Source organism: Streptomyces sp. NPDC000941, from assembly GCF_053599555.1.
Genome location: NZ_JBSFMM010000065.1, coordinates 1 through 22434, shown reverse-complemented (window position 1 = coordinate 22434; position 22434 = coordinate 1). Strand labels below are relative to the sequence as shown.

18 protein-coding genes and 2 pseudogenes are annotated in these 22434 nt (G+C 69.4%); 13 read left to right on the top strand and 7 right to left on the bottom strand.

Annotated features, from left to right (window positions below; genetic code table 11):
- Positions 1–180 precede the first annotated feature (180 nt).
- Positions 181–1081 (bottom strand): annotated as a pseudogene (locus ACWDSL_RS21865) (LysR family transcriptional regulator).
- Positions 1082–1255: 174 nt separating this feature from the next.
- Between ACWDSL_RS21865 and ACWDSL_RS21860 the strand changes: the two are divergent.
- From ACWDSL_RS21860 to ACWDSL_RS21825, 8 genes are all read left to right on the top strand, one after another.
- Positions 1256–1933: a type 1 glutamine amidotransferase domain-containing protein gene (locus tag ACWDSL_RS21860; RefSeq protein ID WP_450487785.1), complete on the top strand. Its 678-nt coding sequence runs from the start codon at positions 1256–1258 to the stop codon at positions 1931–1933.
- A 258-nt stretch (positions 1934–2191) separates the two neighbouring features.
- Positions 2192–4072 (top strand): Na+/H+ antiporter NhaA, encoded by a 1881-nt coding sequence (gene nhaA / locus ACWDSL_RS21855; RefSeq protein ID WP_450487783.1) that lies wholly within the window; start codon positions 2192–2194, stop codon positions 4070–4072.
- Positions 4073–4229: 157 nt separating this feature from the next.
- Positions 4230–5219: a hydroxyacid dehydrogenase gene (locus ACWDSL_RS21850; RefSeq protein WP_450487781.1), complete on the top strand. Its 990-nt coding sequence runs from the start codon at positions 4230–4232 to the stop codon at positions 5217–5219.
- A gap of 64 nt (positions 5220–5283) precedes the next feature.
- On the top strand, positions 5284–6414 hold the full coding sequence (locus tag ACWDSL_RS21845; RefSeq protein ID WP_450487779.1) for a mandelate racemase/muconate lactonizing enzyme family protein: 1131 nt from the start codon (positions 5284–5286) through the stop codon (positions 6412–6414).
- 74 nt (positions 6415–6488) lie between these two features.
- On the top strand, positions 6489–7811 hold the full coding sequence (locus tag ACWDSL_RS21840) for an ABC transporter substrate-binding protein (RefSeq protein WP_450487777.1): 1323 nt from the start codon (positions 6489–6491) through the stop codon (positions 7809–7811).
- A gap of 8 nt (positions 7812–7819) precedes the next feature.
- Positions 7820–8755 carry a carbohydrate ABC transporter permease gene (locus ACWDSL_RS21835; protein WP_450487775.1) on the top strand — a complete coding sequence of 312 codons (936 nt, stop codon included), beginning with the start codon at positions 7820–7822 and terminating at the stop codon, positions 8753–8755.
- Entirely contained in the window at positions 8745–9605 is an 861-nt protein-coding gene (locus tag ACWDSL_RS21830) for a carbohydrate ABC transporter permease (protein WP_450487774.1), read from the top strand. Before ACWDSL_RS21835 ends, ACWDSL_RS21830 begins: the two co-directional genes overlap by 11 nt.
- A gap of 3 nt (positions 9606–9608) precedes the next feature.
- Positions 9609–10409 carry a sugar phosphate isomerase/epimerase family protein gene (locus tag ACWDSL_RS21825; protein ID WP_450487772.1) on the top strand — a complete coding sequence of 267 codons (801 nt, stop codon included), beginning with the start codon at positions 9609–9611 and terminating at the stop codon, positions 10407–10409.
- A 16-nt stretch (positions 10410–10425) separates the two neighbouring features.
- On the opposite strand, the gene ACWDSL_RS21820 is transcribed toward ACWDSL_RS21825, so the two are convergent.
- Genes ACWDSL_RS21820 through ACWDSL_RS21795 form a run of 6 tightly spaced genes read right to left on the bottom strand, consistent with a single transcriptional unit; the run spans position 10426 to position 16682 of the window.
- Entirely contained in the window at positions 10426–11142 is a 717-nt protein-coding gene (locus ACWDSL_RS21820; protein WP_450487770.1) for a TSUP family transporter, read from the bottom strand.
- Positions 11139–12224: an ABC transporter ATP-binding protein gene (locus ACWDSL_RS21815; RefSeq protein WP_450487768.1), complete on the bottom strand. Its 1086-nt coding sequence runs from the start codon at positions 12222–12224 to the stop codon at positions 11139–11141. The genes ACWDSL_RS21820 and ACWDSL_RS21815 overlap by 4 nt, the downstream gene beginning before the upstream one ends.
- Positions 12217–13230, bottom strand: coding sequence for an ABC transporter ATP-binding protein (locus ACWDSL_RS21810; RefSeq protein WP_450487766.1), 1014 nt, complete (start codon positions 13228–13230; stop codon positions 12217–12219). The genes ACWDSL_RS21815 and ACWDSL_RS21810 overlap by 8 nt, the downstream gene beginning before the upstream one ends.
- Positions 13227–14222, bottom strand: a complete 996-nt coding sequence (locus tag ACWDSL_RS21805; RefSeq protein ID WP_450487764.1) for an ABC transporter permease — start codon at positions 14220–14222, stop codon at positions 13227–13229. Before ACWDSL_RS21805 ends, ACWDSL_RS21810 begins: the two co-directional genes overlap by 4 nt.
- Before the next feature lie 14 nt (positions 14223–14236).
- Positions 14237–15166, bottom strand: a complete 930-nt coding sequence (locus ACWDSL_RS21800; protein WP_089510608.1) for an ABC transporter permease — start codon at positions 15164–15166, stop codon at positions 14237–14239.
- A 1-nt stretch (position 15167) separates the two neighbouring features.
- Positions 15168–16682 carry an ABC transporter substrate-binding protein gene (locus tag ACWDSL_RS21795; RefSeq protein ID WP_450487761.1) on the bottom strand — a complete coding sequence of 505 codons (1515 nt, stop codon included), beginning with the start codon at positions 16680–16682 and terminating at the stop codon, positions 15168–15170.
- A 376-nt stretch (positions 16683–17058) separates the two neighbouring features.
- On the opposite strand from ACWDSL_RS21795, the gene ACWDSL_RS21790 reads away from it, so the two are divergent.
- The 5 genes and pseudogenes from ACWDSL_RS21790 to ACWDSL_RS21770 form a co-directional block, all read left to right on the top strand.
- Positions 17059–18021 (top strand): 2-hydroxyacid dehydrogenase, encoded by a 963-nt coding sequence (locus ACWDSL_RS21790; protein ID WP_450487760.1) that lies wholly within the window; start codon positions 17059–17061, stop codon positions 18019–18021.
- Positions 18022–18080: 59 nt separating this feature from the next.
- The gene (locus tag ACWDSL_RS21785) at positions 18081–19355 is read left to right on the top strand and encodes a glucarate dehydratase family protein (RefSeq protein WP_450487758.1); all 1275 of its coding nucleotides are present in this window, start codon (positions 18081–18083) and stop codon (positions 19353–19355) included.
- 7 nt (positions 19356–19362) lie between these two features.
- Complete coding sequence (locus ACWDSL_RS21780; protein ID WP_450487756.1) at positions 19363–20346, top strand: 2-hydroxyacid dehydrogenase; 984 nt, start codon at positions 19363–19365, stop codon at positions 20344–20346.
- 90 nt (positions 20347–20436) lie between these two features.
- The gene (locus ACWDSL_RS21775) at positions 20437–22191 is read left to right on the top strand and encodes an alpha/beta hydrolase (protein ID WP_450487754.1); all 1755 of its coding nucleotides are present in this window, start codon (positions 20437–20439) and stop codon (positions 22189–22191) included.
- 69 nt (positions 22192–22260) lie between these two features.
- A pseudogene (locus ACWDSL_RS21770) lies at positions 22261–22434 on the top strand (NAD-dependent epimerase/dehydratase family protein); the annotation flags it as partial.

The following is a 22434-nucleotide window of genomic DNA, read 5'->3' as shown; positions in this document are numbered from 1 at the left end:
CGCCTATGAGGCCGTACTGCGCAGCGACCGCCCGCTGGCGGGCGAGGAGTCCATCGCGCCGGCCGATCTCCTGGACGACCGTACCGGCCCACCCAGCGCATCCGCGAACTCACCACCCGTGGAGGCCGGCCTCGGCGTCGCGACACGCCGCCGACATGTCAGGCGACCGGGCCCCCGACGTCACCACGAGGGCGCCTGCATGAGCAGCCGGGTGCGAACGGCGGCGATCGACGGTGCGTTCTCGGTGCCGACGCGACAGGCGAGGTAGAGCGTGTTGATGGGCGGGATCTCGGGCTCCAGGAGCGGCACCAGGGCACCGGAAGCGAGTTCCTTCGCGCACAGATAGCGCGGCAGCACCGTGATCCCGGAACCGGCGACAGTGGCGGTCAGCACACCCCGCAGATCTGGGGACGACGACAGCGGGGCTGCTCGTGGGGCGGGTGCCGAACACGGTGCGCCAGTAGCGGCGGATGATGGGGCGGTCCTCCGCATAGCTGATCAGGGGGAGCTCGCGCAGGGCCACCGGCCCTTCGCGAATGAGCTGCCCGCCGTCGACGAGCGCGGCCAGGTGCGGGGCGGCGACCAGGACGAACTCCTCATCCGTGAGCGGCACCGAAGCGATCGCCTTGCCGCGCGGGCGGTGGGTCGAGATGACCAGGTCGAACCGGCCGTCGGGGAGACCGGCCAGCAGCTCGTCGGTCAGCCCCAGGGTCACCCTCAGCCGCAGTCCGTCATGGACCAGCGGCGCCAGCGCGGCCAGCACCCGCGTGCTCATGAGTTCGGCGGGGCCGGCCAGATGCATGGGCTTGGTGAACGGGGTGGTCCGGCCGGCGACGCCGCGCTCGGCGATGGTGGCGAGGGCATCCACATGCGGACCGGCCTCGGCGGCGAGTTCATCGGCCACGGACGTCGGTACGACGCCCCGCGGCATACGCAGAAACAGCTGCTGGCCCAGCTGCTCCTCCAGCGTGCGGATCTGCGCGGTGACGGTGGACTGGGACCGGCCGACCTGGCGCGCCGCCGCCGTGAGGGAACCGGACCGGTGGACGGCCAGGAAGGTCTTCAGCAGGGACAGATCCACCAGGGCTCCTCAGGGTCCGGCACACCCATCTGTTTTCCGATGGGTGTGGGGCGATCTTCCCATTGGTCGCCCATGGGTGCGCCGCTCTACGCTGCACAGACGCCGGGGGGCCGGGGAACTGCCCCTCGATCGAAAGCACATCGAAAGCACATCGGAAGCACAGAGGAGACCGCCATGCCCGGCACCCGAAGGATCCTGCTCGCCCTGACCAGCCACCAGGAACTCGGCGAAACCGGCCGGACCACAGGCTTCTATGTGGGCGAGGCCGCGCACCCCTGGAAGGTGCTGTCCGACGCCGGTTACGAGGTCGACCTGGTCTCGGTCTCCGGGGGCCGTCCGCCGATGGACGGCCGCGACCTGTCCGATCCGATCCAGAAGGCCTTCCTGGAGGATCCGCGTATCGCGGAGAAGCTGGCGGCGACGGCCCGGCCGGAGGACATCACCCCCGGCGACTACGACGCCATCCTGTACGTGGGCGGTCACGGCGCCGTATGGGACTTCCCCGACAGCGCCGGTCTCGCCCGTATCGCGCGTGACATCTACGAGGCCGGAGGGGCGGTCGCCGCGGTGTGCCACGGCCCGGCGGGCCTGGTCAACCTCAAGCTGTCCAATGGGGCGTATCTGGTCGACGGCAAGAACGTCGCGGGGTTCACCAACAGCGAGGAGGCCGCGGTGGGGCTGACCGACGTGGTGCCGTTCCTGCTGCAGAGCAGGCTCGAGGAGCGGGGCGCCAAGCACACCGGCGCACCCGACTTCGAACCGCATGTGGTCGTCGACGGCCGCCTGGTCACCGGGCAGAATCCGGCCTCGGCCACCGCACTCGGGGAAGCCCTCGTCAAGGTCCTCATATAGGCCGGGGCAGCGATTCGGCCGCCCAGGAATGAAACGGCTGGTGGTCGCTGTTGCGGCGAGAACCGCCGCCCCGGCGAAGTGTCGGCGAGAGCCCGGCGGGCACGGCCGCCGGGCATGTCGGACACTTGGATTACGACGCGAGGTAGAAGTGAGCACCGTCCTGACAGAGCTGCCGAACAACCGGAAGAGGGCCATCGACGGCCACCGCGCCGACGACATGACCACGCCGTCCGGGCAGGGCGCGGTGCGCGGCTGATCATGTCCTCCGAGGCCAACGACTACACGGAGCAGACCGCCTGCGCAGCCGACTCGCACTCCCCGCTCCGTGACTTCCTGCGGACCGAAACCGGCAGCGCCGCCGTCCTGGTGACGGCGGCGTTCGCCGCGCTCATCTGGGCCAATCTGACGCCCTCGGCCTATGAGGCGTTCTGGCATACGCATCTGTCCCTGCGGCTCGGCTCCCATGGCATCGCGCTCAACCTGCGCGAATGGGTCAACAGCGGGCTGATGACGGTGTTCTTCTTCGTCGTCGGCCTGGAGGCGCGGCGCGAGTTCGACATGGGGGAACTGCGCGAACGCAGCCGACTGGCCCTGCCGGTCGCGGCGGGCCTGTGCGGCATGCTCGTACCGGTCGCCATCTACCTCGCGATCAACGCCGGCCACGCATCGGCGCAGGGCTGGGGCGCGGCCATGTCCACGGACACCGCCTTCGCCCTGGGGATCCTCGCCGTGGTCGGCCGGCACATGCCCTCCAGCCTGCGGGTTTTCATCCTCACCATCACCGTGGTCGACGACTTCCTGGCGCTGGCCGTCATCGCCATCGCCTACAACAGCGGCCTCTCCGTCCCGGCGCTGCTGGTGGCCATGGGCACCTTCGCCGTCGTCCTGCTGGCGCGGCGGCTGGGAGTGCGCCGCGGCGCCGTCTACGCGGTGCTCGCGGTGGTGGGCTGGGCCGCCATGCTCGAATCGGGTGTGGATCCCGTGGTCATCGGGCTGGCCATGGGGCTGCTGACCTACGCCTACCCCGCGGCGCGCAGCGACCTGGAGCGCGCCACCGGGCTGTTCCGGCTGTTCCGCGAACAACCCACACCCGAACTCGAGCGCTCGGTCCGCGCCGGACTGGCCTCCGCGATCTCACCCAACGACCGCCTGCAGCAGATCTTCCACCCCTGGGCCGGCTATGTCATCGTGCCCCTCTTCGCCCTGGCCAACGCCGGCATCCCGATCAGCGGCGAGCAGCTGTCACGCGCGTTCTCCTCACCGATCACCCTCGGCATCCTGCTCGGTTACACCCTCGGCAAGCCGATCGGCGTCATCGGCGCGTCGGCACTGACCACCTGGCTCAGCCGCGGCCGTATCCGGCTGCCGGTCGGATGGGGAGCCGTCGCCGTCGGGGGCTCGCTGTCCGGGGTGGGCTTCACAGTCTCCCTGCTGATCGCCACCCTTGCCTTCCACGGCACCGGCCTCCAGGACGCCAAGATCGGCATCCTGAGCGCCGTCCTCTGCTCCTTTGTCATCAGCTGGCTGATCACCCGCGCCATCGGGGCGCTTCCCCGGGAAGCCCAGCTGCGAGCGCTGCTGGGCAAGGCCGAAACGATCATCGACCTCCCCGTGCCCGTGGACCCCCACCGCGACCATGTGCGCGGACCCCGCGACGCCCCGGTGACCGTCGTCGAGTACGGCGACTACGAATGCCCCTACTGCGGCCAGGCCGAGCCGGTCATCCGTGAGCTGCTGGGGGACTTCGGAGATGTGCGCTACGTATGGCGCCACCTCCCCCTGACGGATGTGCACGTCCACGCCCAGCTGGCCGCCGAGGCCGCCGAGGCGGCGGCCCTCCAGGGCGGCTACTGGGACATGCACGACCTGCTGCTCAGCCACCAGGGCGCCCTGCGCTTCGACGACCTGCGCGGATACGCCGCGGACATCGGTCTGGACGTGGCGCGCTTCGAGCGGGACATGCGCTCCCGCGCCGGTTCGGCCCGTGTCGCGGAGGATGTGGAGTCGGCGGATGTCGGCGGGGTGGCGGGCACCCCCACGTTCTTCGTCAACGGGCGCAGACACCAGGGGGCGTACGACATCACCGGCCTGTCCGCGGCGGTGCGCGCGGCCCGTGAGCGGGCGGCCGTCAGCGCCTAGGCGCGCTGTGCGGGCCGAGGACGCCGGCCGTGGGGCCATGGCAGAGAAACGCCCATGCCGTCAAGGTATCGCGCAATGCGAAATGGGGCTTGGACGGGCATAACCGCGGGTCCCTACGGTCGTGACACCAGCGCAGGCAGACCCGGTACGAGGAGCAATGGTGTCCAAACTCGCCGTCGTCATGACCCCCGAGCGCGCCGCCGACGTATGCGGCCCCGATGCCCGGCGTCTGATCGAGGAACACTTCGAGGCGACCTGGGTCGAAGGTGGTCTTGACGACCGGGAAGTGGCCCGGTTGGCCGCCGGCTGCGACGTATTGCTGACCAGTTGGGGCACCCCTCATCTGGACGCGTCGATCTGGGCCGACGGCGGCGGCCCCAAGGTGGTCGCCCATGCGGCCGGCACCGTGAAGAAGCTCATCGATCGCCAGGTGCTCGACCAGGGCGTCACCGTCTTCTCCGCCGCGGGCCGGATCGCCTGGTCGGTGGGGGAGTACTGCCTGGCCGCGATGCTCACCCTCGCCCGCCGTCTGCCGCGGTTCGACGCCGCGCTGCGCGGTGGCGGCTGGAAACAGAAGGACTTCAGGGGTGGCGAACTCGCCGGCCGCTCCGTGGGCATCGTCGGAGCCAGCTCCACCGCACGCGCCCTGATCACCCTGCTGAAGCCGTTCGGCTGCGATGTGCTGGTGTACGACCCGTACCTGGACGAGACACGGGCCGCCGCGCTCGGCGTCCGCACCGCCACGCTGGCGGAGACGCTTCGCTGTGCGTTCGTCTCGCTGCACGTACCCGATCTGCCGGCGACCCGGGGAATGGTGACCAGGCAGCTCATCGAGGCGATGCCCGACGGCACGATCGTCGTCAACTCCTCGCGCGGCCCCGCCGTCGACCAGCCGGCGCTTCTCGACCACGTCCTGTCCGGCCGGCTCCTCGCCGCGCTGGATGTGTACGACCCCGAGCCCCCGAGCTTCGGCGAATCCGTGCTGAGCTGCCGGAATCTGCTGCTCACCCCGCATATCGCCGGAGACACCACGGAAGGGCATCTCGCGCTGGCCGGATATGTGCTGACCGATGTCGTGGACTGGCTCGACAAGGGCGTCCACGGCCCGAGCCACGTCGATCCCGCCGCATGGCCGACCACCGCATGACCACCTGCCTGCGCACCCCCTCAGCTCTCCCTCTCAGGTCTCCCGCGAAAGGACCCACGCTCCCATGTCGCGTATCACGGCGGTCGATGTCTTCCCCGTGGCCGTGCCGTTCGCCCGGCGGTTCGTACTCGGCAGCGGCACCGTCGGCACCCCGGACCAGGCGGGGTTGGTGATCTTCGTCAGGCTGGCCACGGAGGACGGCGTCGTCGGCTGGGGCGAACAGCGGGCCCTGCCGAGCTGGAGCTATGAGACCGCCGAGACGATCGCCGTGGTCATCAAGCGGCACCTGGCGCCCCTGCTGCTCGAACTCACCCCCTTCGACGTGGAGTTGTTCCACGCACGAGCGAACCGTCGGCTCAGCCCCGCGGTGTCCAACGGCTTTCCGTTCGCCCGGGCCGCGGTCGACATCGCCATGCACGATGCGGCGGGCAAACTTGCCGGGCTGCCGGTCCACGCCCTGCTGGGCGGCAAGGTACGGGACACCATCCCGCTCTGCTCGGCCATCGGCGTGGGGGAGCCGGCCGCGGTCCGCGAGCATGCGCGAGCGTCCGCCGACTACCCGGCGTACAAGGTGAAGATCGGCGGGGACATCGACGCCGACGCCGCGGCCGTCACGGCCGTCGCAGAAGTGGCGACAGCCAAACCCATCTGGCTGGACGCCAACCAGTCCTACCGGCCGAGCGGGCTGAAGCGGCTGCTGCACGCGCTGCACGACGTGCCGGGGATCCACTGCGTGGAACAGCCCGTGCCGAGCACCGACACCCTCGGTCTGCAGCGGCTGCGCAGCATGATCGACCTCCCGGTCGCCATCGACGAGGGCAGCTTCACCGCCCAGGACCTGGCCCGTACCCTCCGCCTCGACGCCGCCGATCTGGTGGTCGTCAAGCTCTGCAAGTCCGGTGGCATCCGCAGCGCGCTGAAGACGGCCCAAGTCGCCCTGGCCGGCGGTCTGGAGGTGCTGGCCAGCGGGCTGACCGACTGCGGTATCGGCTTCGCGGCGGCGCTGCATCTGTTCAGCCAGCTGGAACTGGCCCTTCCGGCCGAGCTGAACGGCCCCGAGCTGCTGTCCGATCTCTACGTCGACCACCTGGACATCGTCTCGGCCGTCGCGACCGTCCCCACCGCTCCCGGCCTCGGTGTCGAGGTCGACGAGGAGCGCATCCGCGCCGAGTCGACGGACCTGGCGTTCGCCTGACACCGCACGTCCTCACCGGAGCCCCCCCAGCACGTCCCCACCACAGCACGTCCTTGAACAGCGAGGAGACGACGATGTCTTCCAGCCTGTCCCGCCGCACCCTGCTCAGAAGAACCGCCGCCGGAGGGCTCGCCGTCGCGGGCCTGAGCGGCTGCTCGACCGGCCCGCCACCGGGCACCGCCACCTGGTCCATGTGGTCCAACGGCCCGGAGGAGGGCAAGGTCTGGGCCTCGTTCGGCGAATACGTCGAGAAACGCATGCACGTCAAGTCGGTCTCGACGCTCACCCCGTCGGACAGCTACGCCACCAAACTCGACCTGCAACTGGTCAGCGGAACGGCCAGTCTGGTCACCGGTATCAACGGCTGGATGGTGCCGACCTACGCGGCGCGCGGCGCGCACCGGCCGCTGGACGATCTGATCGCCGACGACCCGGACTTCGACCTCGACGACTTCTACCCCGCGATCCGGTCGATCTCGTCCTTCGCCGGCAAGACGTACGGCATCGGCTTCGACGTGGCGCCCACCGTGCTCTACTACAACAAGACGCTGCTGGACAAGCACGGCATCGACCCGCCGTCCCCCACCGAGCCCATGACCTGGGAGACCCTGCGGGATCTGGCGATCGAGCTGAGCGGGCCCAAGGACAGTTACGGATTCACCTGCGGTCCGGCCATCGACGACCTGGTGTCGTGGATCTACTCCGCCGGCGGCAACGTCATCAACGACAAAGGCGACGGCAGCGCCCTGGACGCCCCCGAGGCCCGGCACGCCATCGAATTCGTCATCGATCTGTTCGTCAAGGACCGCGCGACCCCGCCGATCACCAACCTGGTCAGCGCGAAGGCCAGCGGCGCCGCCCTGTCCAACTTCCTCCAGGGCAACGTCGCCTTTATGCAGAACGGGCCCTGGCAGGTGCTCAACGTCCGCAAGGCGCCCTTCGAATGGGACATCGTCCCCTTCCCGGCGGGGCCCGCGGGCAGCAAACCGCGCGTATCGGGCTCCAGCTTCGGCATCCCCTCCGGCGTCAAGGGCTCCGACCTGGACCTGGCCTGGCGGCTGCTGAAGACCCTGACCAGCACCGGCGCGCTGGACATCTATGCGACGGCCGGGCGCAACAACCCGGCCAGACGCTCGTCGGGCAGCGCCTTCAAACCACCGCCCGCCAACCTCGGCGTCGTCCAGAAGATTCTCAAGGGTGAGGTCGGCGGCGGCCACCCCTTCGACGTGACCACCAACTGGAACCGGGTGCGGCTGCTGATGGGCCAGGAGCTGCCACGGGCCTTTCTCGGCGATCTGACGGTCGCCGAGACCATCGAGAACATCAACCCCCGGCTGAACGTCCTGATGCGTCAGCACCGGGACGCCGTCCGACAGGCCGACCGGCGCGGTGAGTGAGGATGACCATGGCTGTCGACACCCGCACCGCCGCATCCCGGACCCCGACTCCGCGGCCCCCACGCCCCCGGTGGCGCCGCTCGGAGGCGTTCGCCGCCTGGCTGTTTCTGCTGCCCAGTCTGATCGGATTCCTCGTCTTCACCGCCGGCCCGGTCATCGCCGCGGGTGTGATCTCGCTGCTCGACTGGAACCTGTTCAGCCCGCCCAGCTTCGCGGGCCTTGACAACTTCACCCGGCTGGGACCGGACGCGACCTTCTGGTCGGCATTCGGCAACACCCTGTACTTCACCTTCGCCAGCGTGCCGTTGACCCTGCTGGTCAGCCTGGCCCTCGCCCTGCTGCTCAACCAGGGGCTCCGGCGCATCGCGGTCTTCCGTTCGCTGCTTCTGCTGCCGTACGCCACCATCACCGTCGCGGTGGCCTTCGTCTGGGTCTGGCTCTACATCCCGACCGACGGACTGGTCAACGCCGTGCTCGGCGTCTTCGGAATCGACGGCCCGGCGTGGCTGATCTCGGACGACTGGGCGATGCCGGCGCTGATCGTGATGAGCGTCTGGAAGAGCTTCGGCTTCGGCATGGTGATCTTCCTGGCCGGACTGCAGGCCATCCCGCAGCAGCTGTACGAGGCCGCCAGGGTCGACGGCGCCACACCGTGGCGGACCTTCCGCAGTGTGACGCTGCCACTGCTCTCACCGGCGATGTTCTTTGTCGTCGTCACCTCGATCATCAATTCGTTCCAGGTGTTCGACCAGGCCCTGGTGATGACGGACGGCGGGCCGGGGTCACGTACCACCACCCTCGTCATGTACATCTACCAAACGGGGTTCCAGAACTACGAGCAGGGCTACGCGGCCGCGCAGTCGATCGTGCTGTTCGCCTTCATCGCGGTGGTCACCGCGATGCAGTTCCTCCTCCAGCGGAGGCTGGTGCACTATGACAACTGACATCCCCGTACTCGCGCCGCTGCGCCGCTCGCCCGTCGCCCGACGGAAACTGCTGGTGTTCACCTGCTTCCTGGCCACGGCGGTCACCCTCACCCCGATCGTGATGATGGTGCTGGTCGCCTTCCAGTCCGACACCGAGTCGATGCAGACCAAGCCCTCGTTCTGGCCGAGCAGTTGGCACACCGAGAACATCAGCCGCGCCTTCGACCTGGTCCCCATCGGCCGCTATCTGCTGAACACCGTGATCTTCGCCGGTGGCACCACGATCCTGGAGACGATCACCGCGGCGCTGGCCGCGTACGCCTTCGCCCGGCTCAACTTCCGGGGCCGCGAGGTGCTGTTCGGGGTGTATCTGGCCACCTTGATGATCCCGTCGCAGGTCACCCTGGTCCCGCAGTTCATCCTGGTCGCCAAGTTGCACGGGGTCGACACCTGGGCGGGGATGATCCTGCCGCACGCCTTCACCGCGCTCGGGGTGTTCCTGCTGCGGCAGTTCTTCCTCGGCATCCCCCGCGACTACGAGGAGGCGGCCCGGCTGGACGGGGCGAACCGCTGGCAGACCTTCATCCGGGTGATCGTCCCGCTGGCCGTACCGGCCATCGCCACCCTGGCCGTGTTCAAGTTCATCAGCCAGTGGAACAACCTGCTCTGGCCGCTGGTGATCTCCAACAGCGACGCCACCAGAACCGCGTCGGTCGGCCTCCAGGTGTTCCAGTCCACCAACGGAACCCAGTGGAACCTGATGCTGATGGCGGCCACCATCACCACCGTCCCGCTGATCCTGCTCTTCTTCCTCACCCAGCGATGGTTCGTCAAAGGCATCACCATGAGCGGACTCGGAGGCCGCTGACCCATGACATATCTGTGGTCCGTCTTCACCAAGCCCTGGTCCGCCCTGCCCGGCGACGAACTGGGCAAGCTGGTCTCCGGGCTCGGCTTCAGCGGCGCCGAGGTCCCGGTACGGGACAGCGCCTATGTCACCCCGGCCGAGGCGGAACGGCTGCTGCCGCCCTTCGCCGCACGGCTGAGGGCCGAGGGCGTCGAGGTCATCAGCGTCGCGAGCGGCCTGGACGAACCCGTCTTCGCGGCGTGCCGGGCGGCGGACGTACCGATGATCCGCGTCATGGCCGAGCTCGGCCCCGACGGCTACACCGCCTCCGTACGCCGCTTCCGGCAGCGCCTGGAGGCCGCCGCGCCCCTGGTGAAGCGGTACGGCGTGCAGGTGGGGGTGCAGCCGCACCATGGGCGCTTCGTCTCCTCCGCGCTGGGCGTGATGGACCTTCTCGACGGGCTGCCGGTGGACGGTTTCCGGGTGGTGTGGGACGCGGCCCACGACGCGCTCGCGGGCGACGACCCCGGGGTGACGCTGCCGCTGGTCGCGGACCGGCTCGGCATCGTCAACCTCAAGAACGTCGTCCATGTGCCGGTCGAGCCCGCCGGTGGGTCGGCCGGTGAGTCGGTCGGCGGTCACTGGAAGCCGTGGTTCGTCCCGGGCGCCGAGGGGCGGTCGAACTGGTCGGCGGTCTTCGACCGGCTGGCGGCCATGGGCTGGACGGGGCCCGTCTGTCTGTCGGGCCAGTACTCCGACCCGAGCGTTCCGGTCGAGGAGCGCCTGGTGACGGACCTGGCGGCGGCGCGCGCGGCGAGCGCCTGACGCGCCGGCGCCAGGCTCAGACGAACTGCTGGACCACCAGCACGGTCGCGCTCGCCACCGCGAGCACCATGGCGGCGGACCGGGTACGCCGCATGTCCAGCCTGCCCGACAGCGGGCGGGCCAGCAGCACCCCGATTGCCGCGGCCGGGGCCAGCAGGGCGGTGTACCGCAGGCTGTTCGTGTGCACGGCCCCGGTCGCCGCCAGCGTGACCAGACTCATCGCGGAGCCGACCAGGAAGAACCCGCTCATCGTGGAGCGCAGCTTCGGGCCGCTCAAGCGCTGCCAGACCATGGCCATCGGCGGCCCTCCGATGGAGGTGGCCGTGCCCATCACCCCCGAGACCAGCCCGGCCAGCAGCACGGACCGCCGTCCCGTGCGGGGTACGAAGCCGCGCAGGCTCACCGCGACGCCCGCGAGGACGACCGCGGCGACGAGGAAGGCGAGTTGCCGGGCGGGCAGCAGGGCGACCAGTGCCGCGCCGCCCAGGACGCCCGGCACCCGGCCGACCAGCGCCCACCCCGCTCCTCGTACGTCCGCGTGCCCGCCCTCCAGCGCCATGACCGCGCCCGTGACCCCGGTGGCGAGCAGCAGCACCACCACCGGGGTGAGCGAGGGGTCCAGCGTGGCGATCACCGGGGCGGCGATCAGGCCGAGTCCGAAGCCTATGGAGACCTGGAGCAGCGACCCGACCGCCACGGTGACGAAGAGCAGGGCGAACTCCGGCGCGCTCACGCTCCCCTCGGCCCGGTGCCCAGCGGGAAGTGGCACAGCGCCTCATGCGGCTCCCGCCCGGGGTCCGCGGAGCCGTCGCGGGTGATCGCCAGGGGAGCGTGCTCGGCGCACCGGGCCTCGCTCTTCCAGCAGCGGGTGCGGAACCTACAGCCCGACGGAATGTCGAACGGGGAGGGGATCTCCCCGCGCAACTGGATCTCCTCGTCGGGTGTCTCCCCGGAGACGTCGAGCGTGGGCGCGGCCGACATCAGGGCGGCGGTGTAGGGGTGCAGGGGCCGGTCGAAGACGTCCTCGGTGAGGCCGTGTTCGATGACCTTGCCCAGATACATCACCGTCACCCGGTCGGAGACATGCCGGACCACCGAGAGGTCATGGGAGATGAAGACATAGGAGACGCCGAGCCTTTCCCGCAGCTCGGAGAGCACATTGAGCACCTGGGCCTGCACCGACAGGTCCAGCGCGGACACCGGCTCGTCGCACACGATGAGGTCGGGGTCGAGCGCCAGCGCGCGGGCGATGCCGATGCGCTGCCGCTGCCCGCCGGAGAACTCGTTCGGGTAGCGATGGGCGTCACTGTCCCGCAGTCCGACGAGGGACAGCAGCTCACGTACCCGTCGCTCCCGGTCCTTGGCCGTGGGCACGATGTTGCGGTGGGTGCGCCACGGCTCCCCGATGAGGTCGGCCGCTGACATCCGGGCGTTGAGCGAGGCGAACGGGTCCTGGAACACCATCTGCACCCGACGCCGCCAGGCCAGCAGTTCCTTGCCCTTGAGGGTGAACGGGTCGGTGCCGTCGAAGCGCACCGTCCCCGCGTCCGGCCGCTCGAGCCCGAGCACCACCCTGGCCAGGGTCGACTTACCGCATCCGGACTCGCCGACCAGGCCAAGGGTCTCCCCGCGCTCGAGCCGCACATCGACTCCGTCCAGCGCGGTCAGACGCCGGCGCCCATGGCCGAACGACTTGGTGATGCCGCTGACCTCGAGCAGGGGCGGGGAGCCGGCCGAGCTGTCGCGGCGCGGGCCCGTGGCGGTGGTTTCGGTGACGGGGGCCCCGGAGGTCGGGGCCCCAGAGATCTCAGACACGGTCGAGCTCCTCGGAAAAGTGGCAGGCGGCCGAGCGCGAGGCGTCGACGGACACCAGATGAGGACGTTCCTGGGCGCAGCGCTCCCTGACCAGCGGGCATCTGGCCTGGAAGACACAGCCGGAGGGGACCGCGCTGAGCTCGGGCGGGCTGCCCGGTACGGCGGGCAGCGGGCGGCCCCTGACGGCATGCTCGGGTACGGAGTCGAGCAACCCCTTGGTGTAGGGGTGGCGGGGGCGGGCGAACACCTCTTGTACCGGGCCGGTCTCCACCACATTGCCCGCGTACATGACCACCACATCGTCGGCGCGCTGGGCGACCACCGCCAGGTCGTGGGTGATCAGGACGATCGCCATGTCCCGCTCGGTCTGCAGATCCCGCAGCAGCCGCATGATCTGCGCCTGCACGGTGACGTCGAGGGCGGTCGTGGGCTCGTCGGCGATCAGTACGTCGGGGTCGAGGGCGACGGCCATCGCGATCAGCAGGCGCTGGCGCATACCGCCGGAGAACTGATGCGGATACGAGCGGGCCCGCAGCCGCGGTTCGGGGATGCCGACGCGGGTCATCAGCTCGATCGCCTTCTCCTTGGCCTCGCGCCGCGAAAGACCGCGATGGATGCGGAACGGCTCGGCGAGTTGCCTGCCGACCGGCTGTACGGGGTTGAGCGCGGTCAGCGCGTCCTGGAAGACGATCGACAGACCGGGGCCGGCGAGCTTTCTGCGGCCCGCCGGGCTGAGCCGCAGCACATCGGTGCCGGACACCCGTACGGATCCCTCCGTCACCTCGGCCACCGGGTCGAGCAGCCCGGCGATCGACAGGGCGGTCATGGACTTTCCGCAGCCGGACTCGCCCAGCAGCGCCAGTGTGCGCCCCTTGCGCACGCTGAAGCTGACGTCGTCCACGGCGCGGACCGTGCCGGAGGGGGTGCGCAGTTCGACGCGGAGCCCTTCGACCTCGAGCGCGGCGCCTTCGGCCGCGGCGGGTGGGGGCAGGGTTGACGGCTTCACGCGATCACCTCCGGGGAAACAGCGGCTCGGGTCCCGCGCCGCTTCTTGGGCAGCGTCAGACGCCAGCGCTGCGCGGGATCCGTGGCCAGGCGCACCCAGGCGGCGAGCACCGTGGCCGACACCGTGGTGAGTACGATCGCGATGCCCGGCAGCACGGCGATCCACCAGGCGGTCTGCAGATACTGGCGGCCCTGGGCCACCATCAGGCCCCAGCTCACATCGGGGGGCTGGATCCCGATGCCGAGGAAACTCAAGCTGGACTCGGTCAGCATGACGAAACAGAAGTCGAGCGTGGCCACCGTCAGCAGCGTCGGCAGCGCGATCGGCAGAATGTGCCGGTAGATGATCTGCCGGCTCGGGGTGCCGAAGGTCCGGGCCGCGTCGACGAACAGCCGGCTCCTGAGCTCGGCCGACTCCGCGCGGGCGGTGCGCAGATAGACGGGGATACGCGCGACGGCGAGGATCAGCACGATGTTCAGCGCGCTGGGCGCGAAGACATACAGCACGACCACCGCGACCAGCAGGGACGGGAAGCTGAGGATGACATCGGCGACGCGCATCGCGATGTTCTCGCGCCAGCCACCGTGGTAGCCGGCCCACATCCCCAGCGCGGAGCCGATCAGCAGCGAGCACAGCACCGCGGGCACCGCAACGTACAGCGTCGTCCCGGCGGCCTCGATCAGCCGGGCCAGCACGCTGCGGCCCAGTACGTCCGTGCCGAGCAGCCCGTAGAAGCCGTGGTCGAAGGACGGCGGGCGCAGCGAGGCGCGCAGGTCCTGCCGTATCGCCCGGTCGCCGATGAACAGCCGGCCGAGCAGCGCGACCAGGAACACCAGGGCGAGGATGACGGCCGCGACGGCCGCGCCACGGTCCCGGCCGAGCAGCAGCCACCAGCGGGGCGGGCGGGTGCGCGGCGACGCGGCCTCAGAAGTGGCAGTGGTGTCAGGTGCGGAGGCGGTGTCGTCGGAGGGACGGTCCGCGGGATCGGTCATGTTGGCTCCTTCACTCACGCCGGCACCGCCTGGCGCACTCGGGGGTCGATCAAGGCGTGGCAGACGTCGACGAGGATGTTCAGCGCGAAGATTGTCACGGCGGTGATCAGAACGGCGGCCTGGAGCACGGCGAAGTCGCGCTGCAGAATCGAGTCGATCATGAGCTTGCCGATTCCGGGCCAGCCGAAGATCGTCTCCACGATCACCGCGCCGTTGACGAGACCGACGGTGAGGTCTCCGGCGACGGTCAGGACGGGCGTGACGGCGTTGCGCAGGGCGTGTCCGAACACCACGCGCCCGGCGCCGGCCCCCTTGCTGCGGGCGACCTTGACGTACGGCGCGGACAGCGCGCCGACCATGCTGCCGCGGACCACCTGGACGAGCACGCCGAACGGACGGATCAGCAAGGTGGCGATGGGCAGCACCCACACCTCGGGGCCGCCCAGCGTGCCGGAGGTCGGCAGCCAGTCCAGGCCCACTCCGAAGACCAGCACACCCATGATGGCGAACCAGAAGTCGGGGATGCTGGCCGCGATCATCGACAGCAGACCGGCGATCCGGTCGATGAGCGAGTTGGGCCGGTACGCGGCGAGGCTGCCGACCAGCAGCGCGCCGAGGATCGCCAGCAGCATGGTCATACCGGCGAGCTGGAGCGTGACGGGAAACGCGTCGAGCACCATCGTGGCGGCCGACTGCCCGGTGCGCAGCGAGGTGCCGAAGTCGAACTGCACGGCCTGGCCGAGGTAGTCCCACAGCTGCACCGGGATGGAGTCGTCGAAGCCGTGCGCGGCGGAGAACTCCGCGCGCTGCTGCGGGGTGGCGCTCAGCGGGAGATAGAGGTCGACCGGGTTGCCGGTCAGGCGTGCCAGGCAGAACACGCCCAGCACCACGAACACCAGCGGGATCGCGCTGGAGATGATGCGCTTGCCGAGGAAGGACGTCATATCAGTGCTTCCCCGCCTTCACGGGGCTGGCCTCGGCCAGCCGCATCTCGTCTCCGGTGGCGGAGTTCGGCCGGTACCGGACCGACGGCGACAGGCCGAGCAGTCCGCGCATATGAGCCAGGTAGGCGAACTGCGCGACCGTCTTGTTCTGATAGGCGAGCAGATCCGCGAAGGCCTTCGCACGCGCCTTGCCGGACAGCTCGTTCGCGGCGGCGATCCGCCGGTCGAGCTCCTTGGTGCCGAACGTGGACTGCGGGCCGTCGCTCAGCAGGTACTGACTGGTGGTGAAGGCCGCGTCCCCGGCCTGGTTGCCGTGCATGACCAGCATCGCGATCGGCCCGACACCGCGGGGCAGCGGACGCAGCTGGTACTGAAGACTGGTGGCCGTGTCCGCCATACGAATCCTTACGTTCAGCCCTATCTGATCCATCTCGTACTGCAGGGCCTCGGCCGTCTCCGCGATCCCGGCGAACTGGCCGTTGCGCGCGACGATGGTGATCCGCCGGTTGACAGGGACGCCGTCGGCGGCCGCCTCCTTGACCAGCGCACGGGCCTTGGCCACGTCGTACGAGGGAGGGACGAGGTCGTCGTTGTGGCCCACCACACCGGGTGGGACGAGTTGCGCGGCGGGTTTGGCCTTCCCGTCGAGCAGGGCGTCGATGATGCCGTCGCGGTCGATGGCCATGCCGATCGCCTTGCGCACCCGGATGTCATCGAGCGGTGCCTCGCGGCCGTCAAGACGCAGGGCGGTCGTCTCGTTGTTGGGGTAGGCGACCGAGTTCTCCTTGGTCGCGTCCATGGGGTCCAGCGATGTGGTGATGTCGGCCTCGCCCTTGTTGATCATGGCGGCCCGGACGCTGGCATCGCTGCGCCAGACATAGGTGGCCCGGGGGTAGGCGGGAGCCTTCCCCCAGTACTTGTTGTTGCGGGCCAGGGAGATCGAGACACCGGTCTGCCACTTCTCGACGGCGTAGGGGCCGGTGCCGATCGGTATGCGCACCTTGGCCTTGGTGTCGGTGGTGCGCGGCACGACCTCGATGAAGCTGATCCGCAGCGGGAGGATGGGGTCGGCCTTCTTGGTGGTGACGGTCAGCCGGGTGGGGCTGACGGCGCGCACATCGAGTTTCTCGTCGCCGAAGACATAGCCGTCGACGTTGCAGGCGAGATCGGAGTTCACGGCGCGGTCGATGGAGAAGGCGGCGTCTTTCGCCGTGAACGGCTGCCCGTTCTGGAAGGTCACGCCGGTGCGGATGTCGAAGGTCCACGTGGTGGGCTTTGTCTGCCGCCAGCCGGTGGACAGCAGCGGTTCCAGTTTGCCCGAGGTGGGGTCCCGTTCAATCAGCGGTTCGGTGATGTTGGAGCGGACCACGACACCGGTCGCGGTTGTGGATGACTCGCAGGGTTCCAGCGTAGGGGGTTCCTGGGTGAGAACCACCCGCAGCGTGCTGCCGTCCGCGCTGCCGGCGTCACCGGCGCTGTCGCTGTTCGCCACGGTGCACGCGCTGGTCAGCAGCATCGTGCCCGAGGCCAGAAGCGCGAGAACCGGATGTGCTCGGGACCTTCTTGGGCGAGGCAAGGAGCGTACGGAGGACTTCATCGTCGGCGTATCTCCGAAAGGGCTGAAGTGGTGCCGCCGGAGACGCGATTGCTGACATGGCTGTCCATACATGCGTACCCGGTCTGCATTTGTAAACGCCGAAGCTAAGGCCGAGGTGCAGGGGCGTCAAGGGGTGTGGCCAAAGCGTTGGTTGCGCGGTCCGCAGCAGGTCGGGACGGGCCCCGCGGTCACCCATTGATATGGAGAAGGTATCGAGCGATACAGTTTTGAGCTTAGACACGCATCGAAATCGGCCATACGCTCCCGCCCATTCCACAAGAACGGGAGTGGCCCCATGCCTTCCTCAACTGGCACCGTCGGCACCGTGTTGCAGGTGTGTCCACTGCTGCCGACGCTGGAGTCCGCGCTGGCCGAGCACCATCACACCGTGCGGCTCGCGGAACTGCCCGATCCCGACGCCTATCTGCGGGACCACGGTGGCGAGGTGGTGGCGGCTGTGACCAGCGCCCGGATCGGCGTGTCGAACGAGCTGATGGACGCCCTGCCCGCGCTCCGCGCGATCGTCCACTTCGGGGTCGGCTACGAGACCACGGATGTCGCCCGGGCCCGGGCGCGCGGTATCGACGTCAGCAACACCCCGGACGTCCTCACCGACTGCGTGGCCGATCTCGCCGTCGGCGCCCTGATCGATGTGATGCGCCGGCTGTCGGCCGCCGACCGCTTCGTCCGCCGCGGCGACTGGCTCCAGGACGCCTTCCCCCTCGCGTCCAAGGTGAGCGGAAAGCGCGTGGGCATCCTCGGGCTCGGCAGGATCGGCCGCGCCATCGCCCGGCGGCTCGAGGGCTTCGATGTCGAGCTCCTTTACTGCTCACGTACGCCCGTCGAGGACGTGAGCTATCGGCGTGTGTCCTCGCCCACCGAGCTCGCCGCGGAATGTGACGCGCTGGTCGTGGCGGTCTCCGGAGGCGGCGCCACCCAGGGCCTGGTCTCGGCGAGTGTGCTCGACGCGCTCGGCCCCCAGGGCTGTCTGGTGAACGTCTCGAGGGGCAGTGTCATCGATGAGCCGGCCCTGGTGAACGCCCTGGTCAGCGGTGGGATAGCGGGCGCGGCACTCGACGTCTTCGCGGATGAGCCCCGTGTCCCCAAGGATCTGCTGGACCTGGACACGGTCGTCCTGCTTCCGCATATCGCCAGCGCCACCCATGAGACACGTGAGGCCATGGGGGAGCTCACCTTCCGCAATCTGCACCGGTTCATGACCGAGGGCAGCCTGCTCACGCCGGTGCCGGAACATTGACAGCCGGACGGGCTCCTGTTTACAAATGAAGACGTCGGCTACATATGAGGACGGTGTTCATGGCTGGGACGGCTGAACGCATCGCCGAAGTCACGGTGACCCCGGTGGCTTTCCGGGACTACCCCTTGCTCAACACGGTGGGAGTGCATGAGCCGTACGCGCTGCGCACCATCGTCGAAGTCACCACGGAAGGCGGCGTCACCGGCATCGGTGAGACCTACGGTGGCAGCGTGCATCTGGAGCGGGTGCGCCGGACCGCCGAGGAACTTGTCGGCATGGACATCTGGAGCCTGAACGACCTGCTGTCGCGCACCCGCCGCGCGCTAGGTTCGGACACCTCCGGAGGCGACGGCATGTCCGGCATGGTCACGGGCAGCAGCACGGTGGACCGCGTGGTGTCGCCGTTCGACGTCGCCGCCCTGGACATCCAGGGCAAGCTGGTCGGGCGGCCGGTCAGCGACCTCCTCGGCGGCGCCGTGCGTCCCTCCGTCCCCTACAGCGCCTACCTCTTCTACAAGTGGGCCGGACACCCGGATCAGCCGGACGACGACTGGGGCGCCGCGCTCGACCCGGAGGGGCTGGTCGAACAGGCCCGGCGCATGATCGACCAGTACGGCTTCTCCTCCATCAAGCTCAAGGGCGGCGTCTTCGCTCCCGACGAGGAGATCGCCGCGATCCGCGCCCTGCGGGAGGCCTTCCCCGAACTGCCGCTGCGGCTCGACCCGAACGGTGCGTGGAGCGAGGAGACCTCGCTCCACGTCGCCCGGGAACTCGGTGGAACCCTCCAGTACCTGGAGGACCCGACCCCGGGCCTGGCCGGTATGGCGGCCGTGGCACGGCAGACCGACACACCGCTCGCCACCAATATGTGCGTCGTCTCCTTCGACGACCTCGCCCCCGCCGTCGCACAGGGCTCGGTGGGCATCGTGCTGTCCGACCACCACTTCTGGGGCGGTCTGCGGCGTGCTGCGCACCTCGGCGCGATCTGCGAGACCTTCGGCCTCGGCATGTCCATGCACTCCAACTCCCATCTGGGCATCAGCCTCGCCGCGATGACCCATCTGGCCGCCGCCACGCCACGGCTGACCTACGCCTGCGATACGCACTGGCCGTGGAAGCGGCCGGACGAGGACGTGATCGCCCCCGGAGTGCTGCGGTTCACCGAAGGGCAGGTCGACGTGCCCACCGCCCCCGGACTCGGCGTGGATCTCGACCGGGACGCGCTCGCCCGGCTGCACCAGCAGTACCTCGACTGCGGGCTGCGCGACCGCGACGACACCGGCTATATGCGCCGCGTCGACCCCGACTTCGACCCCACCACGCCCCGGTGGTGACCGCGCCATGCGCATCATGCTCAACCACCGGATCCTGAGCAGGTTCAGCGAGCGGCTGAGGACGCGTACCGAGGGCCACCACGAGTGGCTGGAGGCCTCCGACTGGGACGCGGAGCGGATCGCCGACGCCATCGGCGACATCGACGTATACATCGGCTCACAGCTCACCGAGGACGCCGCGCGGCGGGCCCGACGGCTCCGGCTCGTCCATGTGGTCGGCGCGGGCTACGACGGCATCCCCCTGGGGGCGCTGGGGCCGGAGGTGATCGTGGCCAACACCCACCACCACGGCAGATCGATCGCCGAACACGTCCTGATGTGTGTGCTGATGCTGTCCCGGCGTGTGCTCGCGGCCGATCAGGAGCTGCGTACGGGGCGGTGGCGGAACGTCGCCGTCGACGTCACGCTGCCGTTCGGGGACACCCTGCGGGGGCGGCGCGTCGGCGTCATCGGCTTCGGGGAGACGGGGACGGAGATCGGCCGGCTGTGCCAGGCGGTGGGCCTGGGCGTACGGGCCGTACGCCGCGATCCGTCGGCCCCCCTGCCGGACGATCTGCGGCCCGACTGGGTGGGCGGCACGGACCGGCTGCCGGAACTGCTGGCCGACTCCGACATCGTCGTGGTCACCGTTCCACTGGGCCCCGCGACCCGCGGGCTGATCGGACCGGCCGAGCTGGCCGCGATGGGCCGCCACACCCTTCTCGTCAATGTCGCCCGCGGCCCCGTCGTTCAGGAGGAGGCACTGTACGAGGCGCTGTCGGCCGGCACGATCGCCGGCGCGGCCCTCGACGTATGGTGGGCCGGCCCGCCGCACCCCCCGAGCCGGCTGCCGTTCCACACCCTGCCCAATGTGGTGATGACACCGCACAACTCCGGCCATACCGAGGAAACCTTCGCCGACCGGGCCACCGAGATCGCCGCCAACATCACCCGTCTGGCGAACGGGAGTCCCCTCACCCATGTGGTGCGTGGAGCTGAGATGTCGAGGTGATTCCCGGTACCCACACCCAAACAGCGGAACTCACGTAAACTTCCCGTCCGTTATTGCGCTTGGTTAGGTTCGGGGACGGGGGCCCGCTTCATGGTGACTTTCGCGCAGTTGAAGGCGGTCGATCCTGGCCAGTTCGAGCAGGCGGCGGACGGCTGGCACAAGGTGAGCAGCAGTGCCAGTGCGGCCAAGGACCGGCTGAACAATGAGATCAACGCGAAGCTTCGCGGGGGGCTCAAAGGGCAGGGGGTCGGTGCGGCGCTGGGGCGGCTGGAGCGGCTGAGTGGGAACTTCCACTATATGCAGGTGGAGTGTGCGCTGATCCTGACGGCGTTGAACGGGCTGGCCGCGGAGTTGCGGGCGGCGAAGAAGAAACTGGACAACGCCGTCCAGGACGCGCAGGACGCCGGGATGACCGTCAAGGAAGACGGTTCGGTGGAGTACAAACCGCCGCTCGTGCTGCTGCCGGGCCAGGAGTACGAGCCGGTGGGTAGCGGCCGTACGCCGTATGTCACGACGACGCCGAAGCAGCGGGCCCAGGGGTTCGCCGACCGGATCGGTGACGCGCTCAAGGACGCGACCGAGGCGGACGGCAAGTACGCCAAGACGCTGGGCAAGCTGATCACGACGGCCGATCTGTCGGTCACCAAGGATGACTGGATCGATGCGGACAACGACCGGGGGGCGGTTGAGAAGACGGTCGGGGACTATCTGCGCGACGTTCCCAAGGACAAGTCCCCCAAGGACAACGCGGCCTGGTGGAAGAGCCTGAGCAAAGAGGAGCAGGCGGAATACATCTCCCTCTTCCCGGCGAGCATCGGCAAGCTGGACGGCCTCCCCGTCGAGGACCGCGACGAGGCCAACCGCGTCGTGCTCAATGAGCAGCGGGCGAAGTACCAGACCGAGCTGGCCAATCTGCCGCCCGAGCCCAAGCCGAAGAACATCCTCGCCGGGCGCTCTTACGTGATCAACCCGGAATGGCTCAAATGGGACAACCACCGGAAGCATGTGAAGTCCTCCCTCGACGGGCTGAACGCCATTCAGGAGCGTTTCGATCTCACGGGAAAGGTCGACCCCTATCCCAGCAAGAGACCGTCCGATTACAAACCGACCGGTGACGGGCTGCCGCCCGCGTATCTGCTGGATATCGACCCCGAGAACAACGGGCGCGCGATCATCGCGAACGGCAACCCGGACACGGCCGACCACACCGCCGTGATGGTCGACGGCACCAAGAGCAAACTCGGCGCCATCCGCACCCCCATCGTCAGGGGCACCAATCTGTGGCAGGCCGCCAGCGCGATGCCGGGCGACCCCGAGGTGTCGACCATCACCTGGCAGGGCTACGACGCTCCGCAGAACATGTTCCCGCAAGGCGCGTTGGACAGGTACGCCGACCGGGCGGCGGGAGATTTCAACGACTTCCTGTCGGGGCTGCACACCTCCCACAGCCCGTCGGCCAATGACCATCTGTCGGTGCAGGCCCACAGCTACGGGAGCGTGGTGGCGGGTTCCGCCGCCCGCCAGGGCACCCTGGAGGCGGACGATGTGATGTTCAGCGGCAGCCCCGGCGTCCAGGTGGGGCGGGCCGAGGACATGGACGTACCCCCGGGGCATGTGTGGAACCAGAAGGCGAAGGACGACCCGGTCCCCAGGCTGGGGGCGCCGTCCCATGGCCACCACGAGGGGCTGACCCAGTTCATCACCCCCCACGACCGCATCTTCGGCGCCAACCAGATGTCCACCGACACCAGGGGGCACGGAAACTACTGGGTGGCCGGTTCGGAGAGCCTGGAGAACCAGGCGCGCGTCGTGGTGGGGCGCTACGACGAGGTCCAGCTGAAGTAGGCGCTTCCTGCCGCGGCCCTGCGCGGCCCGCCGTCGAGCCGCCCCGCGTACGCGCGCTAGTGTGCTGGTGTGAGCCTCCATGTCGTCATAGGGTCCGGGCCCGCAGGGGCCGCCACCACTCGGCTGCTGGTCGAGCAGGGTCATACGGTACGGGTCATCACCAGGTCGGGCCGGAGCCCGGCATCGAACACATCGCGCTGGACGCGACGGACAGCGAGCGGCTGACCGCGGCCGCGCGGGGCG

Coding starts and splice junctions, on each gene's coding strand:
- ACWDSL_RS21845 (WP_450487779.1), top strand. CDS start 5,284: ATGTCGCGTATCACGGCGGTCGATGTCTTCCCCGTGGCCGTGCCGTTC.
- ACWDSL_RS21830 (WP_450487774.1), top strand. CDS start 8,745: ATGACAACTGACATCCCCGTACTCGCGCCGCTGCGCCGCTCGCCCGTC.
- ACWDSL_RS21825 (WP_450487772.1), top strand. CDS start 9,609: ATGACATATCTGTGGTCCGTCTTCACCAAGCCCTGGTCCGCCCTGCCC.
- ACWDSL_RS21780 (WP_450487756.1), top strand. CDS start 19,363: ATGCGCATCATGCTCAACCACCGGATCCTGAGCAGGTTCAGCGAGCGG.
- ACWDSL_RS21790 (WP_450487760.1), top strand. CDS start 17,059: ATGCCTTCCTCAACTGGCACCGTCGGCACCGTGTTGCAGGTGTGTCCA.
- ACWDSL_RS21805 (WP_450487764.1), bottom strand. CDS start 14,222: ATGACCGATCCCGCGGACCGTCCCTCCGACGACACCGCCTCCGCACCT.
- ACWDSL_RS21850 (WP_450487781.1), top strand. CDS start 4,230: ATGGTGTCCAAACTCGCCGTCGTCATGACCCCCGAGCGCGCCGCCGAC.
- ACWDSL_RS21775 (WP_450487754.1), top strand. CDS start 20,437: ATGGTGACTTTCGCGCAGTTGAAGGCGGTCGATCCTGGCCAGTTCGAG.
- ACWDSL_RS21860 (WP_450487785.1), top strand. CDS start 1,256: ATGCCCGGCACCCGAAGGATCCTGCTCGCCCTGACCAGCCACCAGGAA.
- ACWDSL_RS21800 (WP_089510608.1), bottom strand. CDS start 15,166: ATGACGTCCTTCCTCGGCAAGCGCATCATCTCCAGCGCGATCCCGCTG.
- nhaA (WP_450487783.1), top strand. CDS start 2,192: ATGTCCTCCGAGGCCAACGACTACACGGAGCAGACCGCCTGCGCAGCC.
- ACWDSL_RS21785 (WP_450487758.1), top strand. CDS start 18,081: ATGGCTGGGACGGCTGAACGCATCGCCGAAGTCACGGTGACCCCGGTG.
- ACWDSL_RS21840 (WP_450487777.1), top strand. CDS start 6,489: ATGTCTTCCAGCCTGTCCCGCCGCACCCTGCTCAGAAGAACCGCCGCC.
- ACWDSL_RS21835 (WP_450487775.1), top strand. CDS start 7,820: ATGGCTGTCGACACCCGCACCGCCGCATCCCGGACCCCGACTCCGCGG.
- ACWDSL_RS21795 (WP_450487761.1), bottom strand. CDS start 16,682: ATGCTGCTGACCAGCGCGTGCACCGTGGCGAACAGCGACAGCGCCGGT.